Source organism: Pseudomonas sp. HD6422 (assembly GCF_025377065.1).
Lineage (GTDB): Bacteria > Pseudomonadota > Gammaproteobacteria > Pseudomonadales > Pseudomonadaceae > Aquipseudomonas > Aquipseudomonas putida_U.
Map to the genome: position 1 here is coordinate 1 of NZ_JAHWIW010000043.1, position 13602 is coordinate 13602.

Genomic DNA, 13602 nt, shown 5'->3' on the forward strand with positions numbered 1-13602 from the left:
TAAATGGTTGCTGGCCGACAAGGGATACGATGCCGAAGCTTTACGCCGCTACTGCGATCAATATCGGATGCAGCCTGCCATCCCGCTACGCTCAATGAAGCGCAAGCCCAAACCTGGCTTACCCAGACTGTTTGATCGGCCCAAGTACCGGCAGCGCAACATCATCGAGCGCATGTTTGGCTGGCTGAAAGAGAATCGCAGGATCGTGACACGCTTCGACAAGCTTGCAAAAAGCTATGCCGCAATGGTCTCACTGGCTTGTTCCATGCGGTGTTTGCGACAACTCTTTTCGTACAGAGCCTAGGTCGAAGCATTGACAAAGGCTTCATCAAGCGAAGCAGCTTGATACCGAGCTAAAAATGCTTCTGTGCTTCTGAACTCCTCCAGTCGTGTTTTTGCAAGCATGTAGAATCGACTGCAGTTGCTGGCAATTTCTTGGGTGTAATGCGAAGAGACCAACACGCTTGCACCCTCTTGGCAGGCATTTCTTATTCCTAGCCATATGTAATGGCGGAGCTCGGGGTCTACGCCGGCAGTGGGTTCGTCCAGAACGACCAAATCGCTATCCATCAAGAGAAGGGTTAAGGTGAAAAAACTTCGAATTTCACCATAGCTGCAAGTGGATGCTTTTTTGTCCGATATTTGCTTGTATCTCTTTGCAAGAGCTGGAGACCATGTTGCGAGCCGTGCAGGGAAGTCCAGTGGGTCACGGGGGGTGTGGGCGTTTAATTGCAGAATGAGTTCTGCGGCCTCGTGCAGACGTAATAAGGGGGGTGGGGTTAGGATTTGAGTGAGATAGGTGGGGTGGAGGGCTGCATTGTTGATTGCACCATCGTGGGCTTTCTTGGTTCCGCAGATGAGATCAAATAATGTGGTTTTCCCCGCGCCGTTTATGCCGAGGACACCCACGATCTCGCCTTTGGACAGGGCTAGGTTCACGTCGTTCATGATCGGGGTTCGATCATAGGAGAAGGCGACGTTGCTCAAGGTCAAAACACTTATTAGTACCTGCTCCAGATCGGTTGGATTCTGAAAAATTTCCACGTCAAGAGCAGCCCTGCGAATGCGCCGGCTGAGGCAACGGGTAAGCTTAAGACCAGCGGGATTTCCTCATTGTAAATCATGGTGGCTAGATAAAGTGGATTAATGAATGAGGCGTAATGGATGGGGCTTGAGTTTTGCAGCGAGCCTAGGTATCCAGATAAAAGCATCCAGAATGAAAGAAGGGAAAAGACGGTGCTCGCAGTGGTGAATTTCAACGGCATTGCGACAATGATCAAGCCTAAGCATGAAAACAACAAGTAGCAGGTGAAAAAGCATGTTGTAAGATGTAGTAACTCCAGCGCTGAATACACGCCATACAGAGGCTTGGTCACGAGGTAGAACAGGATGGAGTAAGACAAGCTGATTACTGCGTAGCATGCAGTATGAGCGTAAAGGAAGATTTTGATCGACATGGGCTTGTAGATAAACGATCTTACGAATCCGCTTTCTCTTCTGCCGATGAGGTAGAAACTGAAGCCGTAGAAGGCTGAGTTCGCTGCAATATACGAGTAAAACCATGCGGCGGAAGATCTGTATTCCAAAGGTTGGATGTCTTGTTTGAAGTTGCTTTGGCTTAAAGCAATGAACATGATGCACGGAGCTACTCCAGCCCATAGAATAGCCGTTGGGTCTCTGAGGTGCTCTGTTAAGAGAATTTTGCAGGTGATGATTGTTTTGGTTAGTGTGAGCGGTGGTTTGAAGATACTCAGTTTCATGGGGGCGGCACCATGCTGGCTAGTCGGCTAGGGATAATTATTGCAAGAACATTCCGCCTAGAAATTCTAGATGTTGTAGGAATGTTACTCATATGAGGCAAGGTAGCCCGGTGTAAGTGATTGTCTCAGTGCGGCATGGTTTTTCTTTTTGCCGATAACTACAATGGTTTGAAGGGAGTCGATCGTGATAGCATGGGCAGAAATTTTATTGAAAGTATTTTTTCCAGTTCGTACTGTTGCAAATATCCGGAGGTGCTTCCTTTGATGCGCTGGGGCGCACTGGGAATTTTTTGTTTTTGATTGTGGTTAGTCTCGCGTTTGGGCGGTTGGTCGCGACTGGCTCAAAGTTAAGTATTTCGTAGTTGTAGGTTCTAAGTGTTCTCATGATGGTGCCGGCGCTCAAGTGGGCGCCGTCCAAGTTTTGATGGCGCTCCGTTCATATTCATTGGTGAGATTGCTGATTATTTTCTGTTGCTTACCGTCGCTGCAATCAGTAGCGCACCCACCATTGGCATGAGGCTGACTCCAAACTGCCCGACCATGTCAAGCCTCCGAGGTTTAATATCCCCGCCATCATTGGGGGGTGCAAATCTAGGTAGATAATTGTCTTGGGTCAACACCGCTTTCGACAGGTATATGTATTTTTGGTAGGTGTAGATGTTTATAATTTGAATGGCATTGTCAGACGTGTCTTACGATGTTTTGTGGCAGGTTTTGGGGGGTGGGGAGTGGTCTGGTTTTTTTGAGTGAATCTTCTTGGTTGATTGTCGGAAGATTCTTCATTTTATTTTGCTGTTAGATTTTGTTTGATATTTTGGTTTGGCGATAAACAAGGTTTCCAAATGTAAAGTGAGAGGTTGTGACGCAATAATCTGGTTGCTGCCTGTGTTAGGTGAGGGATTTCGGAGCGGTGAGATGGACCACGCTAAGGACCGGCTTGCCGGTTGTGTGTTTCGCCAGGTCGTTCAGATCAAGGTGGTGGCGCCGAACGTGGCATTGAAGGTGATCGATCGGGCGATCCAGTTGCATGGCGGGGCAGGGGTCAGCGGAGATTTCCCGCTGGCCTACATGTACGCGATGCAGCGTACCCTGCGTTTGGCTGATGGGCCCGATGAAGTGCGCCGGGCGGCGATCGGCAAGTATGTGCCGGCGGAGATGTTGCGTAGCGGTAGGTAAGCCAAAGCCGTCTCGACCTCTTCGGGTCGGCGAAGAGGTCGCGGCGGAGTCATTGTGTTTTCAGGTCCACCACCAAATCCTGGGCTGCCTTGTGGCTAGCACGCTCATCAGCTTGCTCATTTCGTCCTGGCGTCAAACACCCGTGTCGGCACTGCCCATCATCACGTTCGGCACAGGTGCCCGGGCAGCGGCATGGGGGCGCTTTTCCGCGTCAGGTCAAGCGTAGGTTGATCGTCTCGGCTTGGCTAAGCGTGTCCGGATTCTTCTTGATGGTGGCGGTATGGGCCCTCTTCAAGTTCAAGTAAAGATCTAGGTCTCCAATGACTGCCCTGTTTGATTTGCCTCAGGCGCTACGTTGGCGCTGGTACTGCGTCTTTCGTAGCAGTACCGCGCCCGGCGATGATCGCATCCATGACCTTGGGATGTGATTTGCCGTAACTGTTCACGGTTCGCCCGTGACCTTCGTTGCAGCTGCTTTTTCGCCCCGCGTCTTGATCAACGACACCACCACCCCACCGAGGAGCAAGCCGAACGTCACCCCGAGCGACAGCAGCGCCGGCACCTTGCCGACCATGCCGTGGTAGAAGATTTTGCATCCGATGAAGATCAACACCATCGCCAGCGCGTACTTGAGGTACACGAACCGGTGCATCAATGCCGAGAGGGCGAAGTACAACGAGCGCAGGCCAAGGATGGCGAAGATGTTCGAGGTGTAGACGATGAACGGGTCCTGGGTGATGGCGAAGATCGCAGGTACGCTGTCGACGGCGAATACCAGGTCGGCCAGCTCGATCAGCACCAATGCCAGGAACAGCGGCGTTGCATGGCGCAACGCCTTGCTGTGACCGGGTGGGGTGAGGCGCACGAAGAAATGCGAACCGTGAATCTGGTCGGTGACACGCATGTGCCGACGGACGAAGCGGATTACCGGGTTGTTGGCCAGGTCCGGTCGGCTGTCCTCGTGGGTGAAGGCCATCTTGATCCCGGTGAACAGCAGGAAAGCGCCGAAGATATACAGCACCCAGGCAAAATGCTGCACCAACGCCGCACCCACGCCGATCATGATCGCACGCAGCAGCACGACGCCGAGAATGCCCCAGAACAGCACTCTATGCTGGTAGCGGCGGGGTATGGAGAAGTAGCCGAAGATCATCGCCATGACGAACACGTTGTCCATCGACAGAGACTGCTCCACCAGAAAGCCCGTGTAGAACTCCAAGGCCGACTGCGCCCCTAACTGGTACCAGACCCATGCCCCGAACAGCACGCCGACGCTGAAGTAGCCGGTGTAGAGCAACAGGCTTTCGCGCATTTCGATTTCGCGGTCCTGGCGATGGAGCACGCCGAGATCGAGCACCAGCAGGCCGATGACGACGGCCATGAAGACCAGCCAAAGCCAGGTGCTGGTACCGAGAAATGGCGTGGTGAGGAATGTCTGCAGAGCCATCATGAGCCCCTCCTGAATGATCGACGTTGCATGGCAACAGTGATCCGACATCACGGCTTGGCAGCCGTCAGAGGGGCCCGGTATCACATGACTCTGAGCCTAGACCCTTTTGCCGGTGACGCCGAATGTTGGGGTGTTACAAGTTTTTGCTTCAGTACACCCACACCTCCACCCGTCGATTGCGCAGGCGGCCTCGCTCCAAGTCGTTGCCGGCCACCGGTAATTCATCTCCCATGCCTGCCACCTCCAGCACTTCGACGCCATCACGGGCGAGCTCGCGGCGCACCGCAAGGGCGCGCAGGCGTGACAGCAGCGCCGCACGGCCCGGCGTTTCCTTGGGATCGCCAAAGCCGACCAATACGGCTTTGCTCTGCAGCTTGTCGTTGTGGCGCAGGTACTCGACCACTCGCTGCACGTCGCGCAGGGCCTTGTTGTCGAGGCTGGCGCTGCCTTCCTGGAAGCGGAAGTTGACGCTCAGCCGTTGCGCTTGCTGGGCCAGGCTGCGATAGCGCGGCGGCATGTCGGCCTGTGCCGGTACTGCTTGCGCCTTTATCTGCTGCGAGACGAAGCCTTGCTCGGCGACGATCGCCTGGCCGGCCGGGCTCTGGGCGAACTCCACCAAGGCCTTTGCCAGCGGCTTGGCATTGGCGGGCAGGTAGAAGTACAGCCGCCGTGACAACGGGTAATCCTCGCTGGCGATCAGGCTGCGGTCAGGAAGCATGGCCGGGACATCGCCCTCGGCGACCGCGAGCACCTTAGCGCCATGCACCGAGGCCAGGCTGGTGAAGCCGATGGCCTGGCGGTCGCCGGCGACCCGCGTCGCCAGTTCGTCGCTGGACTCGAAGCGCTGTGCCTGAGCGGCCAGTTCGGCTTGCCGGGGCTCCAGTACCAGGGCCCGGAAAGTCTCGAAGGTGCCTGAGCGGTCGTCGCGGGCATACAGGTGAATGGGCCCACTGGACACCCCCAGTTGCTCCCAGCGGTCGATCTGCCCAGCGAAGATCCGCGCCAGTTGCGCGGTGGTCAGTTGCGGGAGTGGATTGTCCGGGTGGACGATGACCGCTACCCCGTCGAGGCCGATGACCTGCTCGGAGCTGGCCGCGCGCAGATCGCCCAGTGCGCGCAGTTGGCGAAGCTCGGTGTCGCTGATGGGGCGCGAAGCAGCGGCCAGGTCGGCGTCGCCGCGACCGAGCGCGGTAAACCCGGTGCTCGAACCATGGGCGGCGATATCGATACGAAGTGGGTCGCCCTTGGCATCTTGCGCGGTGACCAGGGTTTCATTGGCTTGCGCCCCAGGTTGTCGCTCGATGGCGCGGGCGTGTTGGGCCTGTAACAGGCCTGTGGCCAAGGCCGGGAGGAGGGCGGCGCCAATGGTATTGGAACCTTGTACGCGCAGTTGCGCGGGGCCGGCCAGTGTCAGACCGGGTAACAAGGCAATCAACAGGAAAAGCGCGCGAGGCATGCCGGGCAACCTTGTGACAGAGGGTTGCCCGGCAGATTACGACGGTGGCGTGACCGAAATGTGACAGCTAACGCTGAGGTCAAGCCGCGACGCTATGGCCCCGGCTCAATGTGCGCCCGCCGATTTGCTCAGGTCACTCTCCGCCCATTCGGTATAGATACAGGCATCGGCCACCGCCCAGCGGACTTTCACATTGTCCCCCGGCTGCATCGACATACCGGCCGCGGACAGCGCCTTGACCGTCAGTTCGGTGCTTCCGGCGGTCACCACATGACAGGTCTGGCTCTCCCCGAGGAACAGCACTTCTGCGACCTTGGCACTGACTTCGTTCCAGCCCGCAGGCAGAGGCTCGCGCGCAGCCTGCTCAGCGGTCAGGGCCAGGGCTTTCTCCGGCCGAACCATGATCAGCGCCTGCTGTTCGGCAGCGAGGCCTGGGGTCAGGCGGATGGCCACTGGCTGCCCCTCGAAGCTGCCGGCACCGTGGCTGTTGGCCTTGATCCGCAGGAAATTCGAGTTACCCAGGAACGAAGCGACGAAAGCGTTCGGTGGATTTTGGTAGAGGTCGTAGCCACTGCCCAGGCCGACGATCTTGCCATGACTGAAGATGGCGATGCGTTGGGACAGGCGCATCGCTTCTTCCTGGTCGTGGGTCACGTAGACGATGGTGATGCCCAGGCGGCGGTGCAGTTGGCGCAGTTCGTCCTGCAGGTCTTCGCGCAGCTTCTTGTCCAGCGCGCCGAGCGGTTCGTCCATCAGCAGGATGCGTGGCTCGTACACCAAGGCCCTGGCGATTGCCACGCGCTGTTGCTGACCGCCGGACATCTGCGACGGCTTGCGGTGAGCGAACTTCTCCAGTTGCACCAACTTGAGCATGGCATCGACACGCTTGTTGGTCTCGGCGGCGCCGAGCTTGCGGATGGCCAGGGGGAAGGCGATGTTGTCGCGCACCGTAAGGTGCGGGAACAGCGAGTAACGCTGGAATACCATGCCGATATCACGCTTGTGCGGCGGCACCTGCACCAACGAGCGGCCTTCGACCAGGATCTCGCCGCTGCTGGGCGTCTCGAAACCGGCGAGCATCGACAGGGTGGTGGACTTGCCCGAGCCGCTGGAACCGAGGAAGGTGAGGAATTCGCCATCCTGGATGTCCAGGTCGAGGTTGTCCACGGCGGTGAAATCGCCGTAGTGCTTGTTCAGGCCACGCAGGCTGACCAGGGTCTTGTCGCGGGCGTTGTCTTTGATCACGGCACTCATTGTTGTTGTCTCCGGGCACTCAGGCGTTGACTTCGGTGCGCCGGCGCAGTGCGGCGGCAATGAACATGACCAGCAGCGACAGGCCGATCAGCAGCGTCGAGGCGACGGCGATCACCGGGCTGAGGTCCTGGCGCAAAGTGGTCCACATCTTGACCGGCAGGGTCTGCAGGTCGGGGCTGGCCATCATCACGCTGAGCACCACTTCGTCCCAGGAGACGAGGAAAGCGAACAGGCCGCCGGCGATCATCCCTGGACGAATCGCCGGGAAGGTCACCTTGCGGATCGCCTGCAGGCGCGAGGCTCCGCAGATGACCGCGGCATCCTCGATCGACTGGTCGAACAGCTTCAGCGAGTTGATGATCGAAATGATGGTGAAGGGCAGGGCGACGATGACATGGCTGACCACGAATGCGAACAGCGTGCCGGTGTAGCCCAGCTTGAGAAACAGTGCGTAGACCGCTACGGCGATGATCACCAGCGGCACGATCATCGGCATGGTGAACAGCCCATAGAGCAGCTCGCGGCCAGGGAAACGACCACGCACCAGGGCGAAGGCGGTGGGCAGGCCTAGCAGCACCGCGGCGATGGTGGTCAGCACGGCGACCTTGAGGCTGGCCAGGGCCGCCTCCATCCACTCGGGGTTGGAGAAGAACTGGCCGTACCACTTCAGGGTCCAGCCCGGTGGTGGGAACACCAACCATTGGGAGGAGCCGAACGACAACAGGATGATGAACACCACCGGCAGCAGCAGGAAGGCCGCGATGACGCCAGTGGTCAGATACAGGCCCGTGCGTAACGGGCGGCCCATGGCATTGGGGGACAGGAGCATGGCGGTTTACCTCGCGTTGCCGACCGGGGATTCCGGCTGCAGCTTCAGGTACAGGTAGAAGAGCACCAGGGTGATCAGCACCAGCAGTGCGGCGGCGGCGCTGGCCAGGCCCCAATTGAGGAACGACTGCACCTGTTGGATGATGAATTCCGGCAGCATCATGTTCTGTGCCCCTCCGAGCAGGGCGGGGGTGACGTAGTAACCCAGCGACATGACGAACACCATCAGTGCGCCGGAGAACAGCCCCGAGCGGCACAGTGGCAGGAACACCTTCCAGAAGTTGGTCCAGGGGCTGGCGCCACAGATCGAGCCCGCCTGCAGCACCATCGGGTCGATGGCGTGCATGGTCGCCTGCAGCGGCAGGACGATGAACGGGATCATGATGTAGCTCATGCCGATCACCACGCCAGTCAGGTTGTGCACCAGCTCCAGTGGGGTATCGATGATGCCCAACGCCATCAACGCCTTGTTGATCACCCCCGAGCCTTGCAGCAACACCAGCCACGAGTAGGTGCGAGCCAGCAAGCTGGTCCACATCGACAGCAGCACGATGTTCAGCAACCAGCGGCCCCAGCCCTTGGGCACCAGGGTGATCGCCCAGGCCAGCGGAAAGCCCAACAGCACACTGATCAGGGTGACCAGGCCAGCCACCGAGAAGGTGTTGAACAGCACGCGTGCATAGGCAGAGTTGGCGAACAACTGTTCGTAGTTACCCAGACCTGGGACTGGCTCCAGGACCCCGCGCAGCAGCAGACCGATCAACGGGGCGAAGAAGAACAGCCCGAGGAACAGCAAGGCTGGAAGCAGGTTGCGGCTGCCTTTCCAGCGCTGGCCCAGGCCGGGGCGGCGCGCAGCCTCCCCAGGGGCGCCGGTGCCCGTGGGGGCACCTTGGGCGTTGTGCAGGGCGTTGACGGCGACTTTCATTTGACCAACCACTCATTCCAGCGTGCGGCGATGGCCTGACCGTTCTTGGCCCAGTAGGCGAAGTCCAGCGTTACCTGGTCTTGGGCGTAGGCGGTAGGCAGATTCGGTGCCAGGTCTTTGTCCAGCTTGGCCACGCTGTCGACGTTGACCGGGGCATAGGCGGTCAGATTGGCGAACTCGGCCTGGCCCTCGGCACCGCTGGCGGTGGCCAGGAACTTCATGGCCGCGTCCTTGTTTTTGGCACCTTTGGGGATGACCAGGAAATCGGCCATGACCAGGTTCTGCTTCCAGCTCACGCCCACCGGTGCACCATCTTTTTGCAGCGCATAGACCCGACCGTTCCAGAACTGACCGAGCGAGGCTTCACCGGAGGCCAGCAGTTGCTGGGACTGGGCACCGCCGCCCCACCAGACGATGTCCTGCTTGATGGTGTCGAGCTTCTTGAAGGCGCGGTCCAGGTCGAGCGGGTACAGCTTGTCGGGCGCTACGCCATCGGCCAGCAGGGCCAGTTCCAGCACGCCGGGGCTGGGCCATTTGTACAGGGCGCGTTTGCCGGGATAGGTCTTGGTGTCGAACAGCGCGGTCCAGTCGACGGGCTTGTTGGCACCGAGCTTGCCTTCGTTGTAGCCGAGCACGAAGGAGAAGAAGAACGAACCGACGCCATGGTCGGAGACGAAGCGCGGGTCGATCTTGTCGCGTTGGATGGTGTTGAAGTCCAGGGGTTCGAGCAGGCCTTCGCTGGCGGCGCGCAGGGCGAAATCGGCCTCGACATCGACCACGTCCCACTGGACATTGCCGCTTTCGACCATGGCCTTGAGCTTGCCATAGTCGGTCGGACCATCCTGGACGACCTTGATGTTGGTCGATTGGGTGAAGGGAGCGGCCCAAGCTTCTTTTTGGGCGTCCTGGGTGGTGCCGCCCCAGCTGACGAAGTTGAGGCTGTCGGCGGCCTGGGTGGCCTGACAAGCCAGGGTCAGCAGGCTGGCGGACAGCACTGCGGTTACACGTTTGCTCAACAGCATGGTTACGCCCTCGTTACTTTTGTTATTCGAGGCGGGGCTATTCATCTTGCGCCCGCCAACTGTGTTCGGGGAGCAGCTTTTACAAAGTGTTCTCGGCCGTTTGTGATTGTAGGTGCCGGCCTGCAGTTTTAAGGTCTACGGGATATCATATTATGGTATTCCAAACTTTTCGCAAGAGGGATGAGGCTACCGGCCATCACTCCGACCTAAGCGCAAGCTACAAGTCTCAAGCTGCAAGCAAAGCGGATCGCGTGTTTATGCAGATCCGCTTTCCTCTTGAGGCTTTCAGCTTGAAGCTTGTGGCTCGAACGGAATGCTCTGCACCACCTCCAGTTCATACCCCGCCAGGCCTGCGTATTTCAGCGGCGGGCCGAGGTGGCGCAGCTTGCCCACGCCCAAGTCCTGGAGAATCTGCGCCCCAGTACCGACCTCCGAATACACCTTCGATTGCCCACGCTGGTAGGGACGTACTGGCTGGGTCAACTGCGGTACCCGTTCCAGCAGGGCCTGGGACGACTCGTGATTGGCCAGGATCACCACCACGCCTGCGCCTTCCTCAGCCACCTTCTGCAAGGCCGCCCACAAGGTCCAGTTGGCCGGGCCGGCGTACTCGGCACCGACCAGGTCGCGCAGCGGGTCGATCACATGCACCCGCACCAGGGTCGGCTGCTCGCGGCGGATATCGCCCATCACCATGGCCATGTGCACCCCGCCTTCGATGTGGTCTTCGTAGGTGACCAGGCGGAAAGTGCCGTGGACGGTCGGCAGTTCGCGCTCGCCGATGCGCTTGATGGTCTGCTCGGTGCTCAGGCGGTAATGGATCAGGTCGGCAATGGTGCCGATCTTGATGCCGTGCTCGGCGGCGAAGACTTCCAGGTCCGGGCGACGGGCCATGGTGCCGTCATCGTTGAGCACTTCGACGATCACCGAGGCTGGGCTGAAGCCCGCCAGGCGCGCCAGGTCGCAACCCGCCTCGGTATGCCCCGCGCGGGTCAGTACCCCGCCTTCGCGGGCGCGCAGAGGGAAGATGTGCCCAGGCTGGACCAAGTCTTCAGGGCGGGCATTGGGTGCCATGGCGGCGGCCACGGTTCGGGCCCGGTCAGCGGCGGAGATACCGGTGGTGACGCCGCTGGCAGCTTCGATCGACACGGTGAAGGCGGTGCTGAACACGCTGCCGTTGGCGGGAACCATCTGTTCCAGGCCTAGCCGCTGGCAGTGGTCGTCGGTCAACGTCAGACAGATCAACCCGCGTGCCTGTCGGGCCATGAAATTGATAGCCTGGGCGTCGCAGCGCTCGGCAGCGATCAACAGGTCGCCTTCGTTTTCCCGATCCTCGTCGTCCACCAGCAGCACCATCTTGCCTTGCCGGTAGTCCTCGAGAAGTTCTTCGATACTGTTGAATGCCATGCTGCACGCTCACTGTGGTGGTGTGATTTTTATGGTATACCATCATACACAAATATCAGAAACCAAGGAGACCAGCCGATGAAAGCCTATTGGATCGCCCATGTCGACGTGACCGACACCGAACAGTACCTGCAATACACCCAGCGAGCGCCCGCGGCGTTCCAGGCTTTCGGCGGTCGTTTTCTGGCGCGGGGGGGGCTTAGCGAAGCGATGGAAGGGCGGCCAACGCCGCAGCGTAGTGTGGTGATCGAATTCGATTCGTATGATCAGGCCGTGGCGTGCTACCACTCAGCCTTGTATCAGGAGGCGTGCAGCCATCGCCAGGGCGTGGCGAAGGCGGAGGTGATCATCGTCGAGGGCTGCAAGCCCTGAGGTGGTGGTTGACTGCGGTATCGTCGGTCAGCCGGCGATACCGCAGTTGCTGCCAGACTTGCAGATCAGGGCATCCCTGGCAGCTCGTGGGGACGCAGGTCGAAGACCAGTACCTCGGCGTCCACGCCAGCGGTGAGTTCCAGCACCTGCTCTTGTCGGATGCGGACGCCATCGCCTTCGTTCAGTCGGTGGCCATTCACATCGATGCTGCCCCGAGCCACGTGCACATAGGCATGGCGATTTTTCGGCAAGTGCAGCCTGGCCTGTTCGGGGCCATCGAACAATCCGGCATACACCCGGGCGTTCTGCCGCACCTGCAAGGAACCTTCGGCGCCGTCCGGCGAAATGATCAGGCGCAACTTTCCGCGTTTGTCGGCGGCACTGAAGTGCTGTTGCTGGTAGCGCGGTGTTGCACCACTGACGTTGGGCACGATCCAGATTTGCAGGAAGTGCACCGGCTGCGTCTGGCTGTGGTTGAACTCGCTGTGCGCCACGCCATGGCCTGCGCTCATCAACTGCACATCGCCGGGGCGGATCACCGAACCAGTGCCCAAGGTGTCCTTGTGCTCCAGTGCACCTTCAAGGACATAGGAGAAGATCTCCATATCCCGGTGCGGGTGTTCGCCAAAGCCCTTGCCGGCGATGACGCGATCGTCATTGATCACCAGCAGGTCGGAGAAGCCTTGCTCCTCTGGGTTGCGGTAATGACCGAAGGAGAATGTGTGGAAAGACTTGAGCCAGCCATGGAAGGCCAGGCCACGGTCTTGTGCGTTACGGACGGTGAGCATGAGCGATCTCCGATGCGGGCAGGGCCGTTCGGCCCTGCCATTGGATGATTGAGGGTTATTGCAAGTGCACCTTCAATTCGGCAGCCGCCTGACGCATCGCCGCCTTCACCGCCGGAACCTGGCTCAACGGGTTGAGCAAGCCATAGTCGTGAATCATCCCGTTGTAACGCACCGAGGTCACCGTTACACCGGCTGCATCGAGCTTGCGTGCATAGGCCTCGCCCTCATCGCGCAGCACATCGAACTCGGCCGTTTGCACCAGCGCCGGCGGCAGGCCCTTGAGCTGTTCGCTGCTCGCCCGCAGCGGCGAGGCGTAGATCTGTGCCCGGGCCTTGGCATCGGTGGTGTAGTTGTCCCAGAACCACTTCATCATCCCGGTCGTCAGGAAATGACCTTCGGCAAATTGCTTGTAGGAGGCCGTCTCGAAGCTGGCATCGGTCACCGGCCACAGCAGCAGTTGGAAGCGCAGAGCAGGAGTGCCGGCCTCTTTGGCCTTGAGTGCGACCACTGCCGCCATGTTGCCACCGACGCTGTTACCCGCCACGGCCAGGCGCTTGCCGTCCACGCCGATCTCCTTGCCGTGCTCGGCGACCCACTGGGTGGCGGCGTAAGCCTGGTTGATGGCGGTGGGGTAGTGCGCTTCGGGCGAAGGCGTGTAGTCCACATAGACCGCCGCTGCGCCGGAACCGACCACAAGGTCGCGAATCAGTCGTTGGTGGGTCGGGAAGTCGCCCAGTACCCAGCCGCCGCCGTGGAAGAACATGAAGCCTTTGACCTTGGCCGGGCGTACCACTTGCAGCTTGATCGACTCGCCCTTGACCTGGATGACGCGTTCCTTCACCTCGATGCCGGACAGGTCGACCTTCACCGAGGCCTGGGCACCGGTCAGCACGGCGCGAGCGTCTTTCGCGCTGAGTTGTTCGAGTGGCTTGCCGCCGCCTTGTTCCAGAGCTTCGAGGAAGGCCTGGGTGTGCTGCTCGACGCCAGGGCTGCCAGCGGCGAAGGCGTTGGAGATGGACAGTGCGAGCACGCTGGCGGTGAGGGCTTTGTGGACAGTGTTCATGAGCGAATCCTTTTCTATGCAAGTGGTGGAGTGGGCGTCTTGCCTGGCCTTGGGGCCATCGCTGCGACCTGTGCGTAGATTAGGGAGATGCATTGACGGGA

The 13602-nt window shown here is 59.7% G+C and carries 13 protein-coding genes and 1 pseudogene; 3 read left to right on the top strand and 11 right to left on the bottom strand.

The features are described 5' to 3' along the window. A partial coding sequence (locus tag KY379_RS23850; RefSeq protein ID WP_261241639.1) for a transposase occupies nt 1–304 on the top strand: 304 nt, incomplete at its 5' end. Here KY379_RS23850 and KY379_RS23855 read toward each other — a convergent pair. Both KY379_RS23855 and KY379_RS23860 read right to left on the bottom strand, forming a co-directional pair. Next, nucleotides 301–1002, bottom strand: a complete 702-nt coding sequence (locus KY379_RS23855) for an ATP-binding cassette domain-containing protein (protein ID WP_261241642.1) — start codon at nt 1000–1002, stop codon at nt 301–303. The two genes, KY379_RS23850 and KY379_RS23855, sit on opposite strands and share 4 nt — an antisense overlap. Beyond that, nucleotides 1002–1760: an ABC transporter permease gene (locus KY379_RS23860; RefSeq protein WP_261241638.1), complete on the bottom strand. Its 759-nt coding sequence runs from the start codon at nt 1758–1760 to the stop codon at nt 1002–1004. The genes KY379_RS23855 and KY379_RS23860 overlap by 1 nt, the downstream gene beginning before the upstream one ends. A gap of 957 nt (nt 1761–2717) precedes the next feature. On the opposite strand from KY379_RS23860, the pseudogene KY379_RS23865 reads away from it, so the two are divergent. Continuing rightward, nucleotides 2718–2936: pseudogene (locus KY379_RS23865) on the top strand (acyl-CoA dehydrogenase family protein); the annotation flags it as partial. A gap of 442 nt (nt 2937–3378) precedes the next feature. Here KY379_RS23865 and KY379_RS23870 read toward each other — a convergent pair. From KY379_RS23870 to ribBA, 7 genes are all read right to left on the bottom strand, one after another. Then, the gene (locus tag KY379_RS23870; protein ID WP_133326876.1) at nt 3379–4386 is read right to left on the bottom strand and encodes a TerC family protein; all 1008 of its coding nucleotides are present in this window, start codon (nt 4384–4386) and stop codon (nt 3379–3381) included. 148 nt (nt 4387–4534) lie between these two features. Then, nucleotides 4535–5842 (bottom strand): substrate-binding domain-containing protein, encoded by a 1308-nt coding sequence (locus KY379_RS23875; RefSeq protein WP_196172772.1) that lies wholly within the window; start codon nt 5840–5842, stop codon nt 4535–4537. A 105-nt stretch (nt 5843–5947) separates the two neighbouring features. Beyond that, complete coding sequence (locus KY379_RS23880) at nt 5948–7096, bottom strand: ABC transporter ATP-binding protein (RefSeq protein ID WP_261241637.1); 1149 nt, start codon at nt 7094–7096, stop codon at nt 5948–5950. A 19-nt stretch (nt 7097–7115) separates the two neighbouring features. After that, the gene (locus KY379_RS23885) at nt 7116–7925 is read right to left on the bottom strand and encodes an ABC transporter permease (protein WP_133326870.1); all 810 of its coding nucleotides are present in this window, start codon (nt 7923–7925) and stop codon (nt 7116–7118) included. Between the two features lie 6 nt (nt 7926–7931). Then, nucleotides 7932–8849, bottom strand: a complete 918-nt coding sequence (locus KY379_RS23890) for an ABC transporter permease (RefSeq protein ID WP_133326868.1) — start codon at nt 8847–8849, stop codon at nt 7932–7934. Further along, complete coding sequence (locus tag KY379_RS23895) at nt 8846–9871, bottom strand: polyamine ABC transporter substrate-binding protein (protein ID WP_133326866.1); 1026 nt, start codon at nt 9869–9871, stop codon at nt 8846–8848. The genes KY379_RS23890 and KY379_RS23895 overlap by 4 nt, the downstream gene beginning before the upstream one ends. Before the next feature lie 285 nt (nt 9872–10156). After that, entirely contained in the window at nt 10157–11278 is a 1122-nt protein-coding gene (gene ribBA, locus KY379_RS23900) for a bifunctional 3,4-dihydroxy-2-butanone-4-phosphate synthase/GTP cyclohydrolase II (RefSeq protein ID WP_133326864.1), read from the bottom strand. A 78-nt stretch (nt 11279–11356) separates the two neighbouring features. Here ribBA and KY379_RS23905 point away from each other — a divergent pair, with 78 nt between their 5' ends. Then, complete coding sequence (locus tag KY379_RS23905) at nt 11357–11650, top strand: DUF1330 domain-containing protein (RefSeq protein WP_261241636.1); 294 nt, start codon at nt 11357–11359, stop codon at nt 11648–11650. A 65-nt stretch (nt 11651–11715) separates the two neighbouring features. Here KY379_RS23905 and KY379_RS23910 read toward each other — a convergent pair whose 3' ends face one another. Then, nucleotides 11716–12438, bottom strand: coding sequence for a pirin family protein (locus tag KY379_RS23910; protein ID WP_133326860.1), 723 nt, complete (start codon nt 12436–12438; stop codon nt 11716–11718). Between the two features lie 55 nt (nt 12439–12493). Then, nucleotides 12494–13501: an alpha/beta hydrolase gene (locus KY379_RS23915; RefSeq protein ID WP_261241635.1), complete on the bottom strand. Its 1008-nt coding sequence runs from the start codon at nt 13499–13501 to the stop codon at nt 12494–12496. Nucleotides 13502–13602: the final 101 nt, after the last annotated feature.

Excerpts from the sequence above, each read along its gene's own strand:
- KY379_RS23860 (WP_261241638.1), bottom strand. The coding sequence starts at position 1,760 with ATGAAACTGAGTATCTTCAAACCACCGCTCACACTAACCAAAACAATC.
- KY379_RS23870 (WP_133326876.1), bottom strand. The coding sequence starts at position 4,386 with ATGATGGCTCTGCAGACATTCCTCACCACGCCATTTCTCGGTACCAGC.
- KY379_RS23875 (WP_196172772.1), bottom strand. The coding sequence starts at position 5,842 with ATGCCTCGCGCGCTTTTCCTGTTGATTGCCTTGTTACCCGGTCTGACA.
- KY379_RS23880 (WP_261241637.1), bottom strand. The coding sequence starts at position 7,096 with ATGAGTGCCGTGATCAAAGACAACGCCCGCGACAAGACCCTGGTCAGC.
- KY379_RS23885 (WP_133326870.1), bottom strand. The coding sequence starts at position 7,925 with ATGCTCCTGTCCCCCAATGCCATGGGCCGCCCGTTACGCACGGGCCTG.
- KY379_RS23890 (WP_133326868.1), bottom strand. The coding sequence starts at position 8,849 with ATGAAAGTCGCCGTCAACGCCCTGCACAACGCCCAAGGTGCCCCCACG.
- KY379_RS23895 (WP_133326866.1), bottom strand. The coding sequence starts at position 9,871 with ATGCTGTTGAGCAAACGTGTAACCGCAGTGCTGTCCGCCAGCCTGCTG.
- ribBA (WP_133326864.1), bottom strand. The coding sequence starts at position 11,278 with ATGGCATTCAACAGTATCGAAGAACTTCTCGAGGACTACCGGCAAGGC.
- KY379_RS23905 (WP_261241636.1), top strand. The coding sequence starts at position 11,357 with ATGAAAGCCTATTGGATCGCCCATGTCGACGTGACCGACACCGAACAG.
- KY379_RS23910 (WP_133326860.1), bottom strand. The coding sequence starts at position 12,438 with ATGCTCACCGTCCGTAACGCACAAGACCGTGGCCTGGCCTTCCATGGC.
- KY379_RS23915 (WP_261241635.1), bottom strand. The coding sequence starts at position 13,501 with ATGAACACTGTCCACAAAGCCCTCACCGCCAGCGTGCTCGCACTGTCC.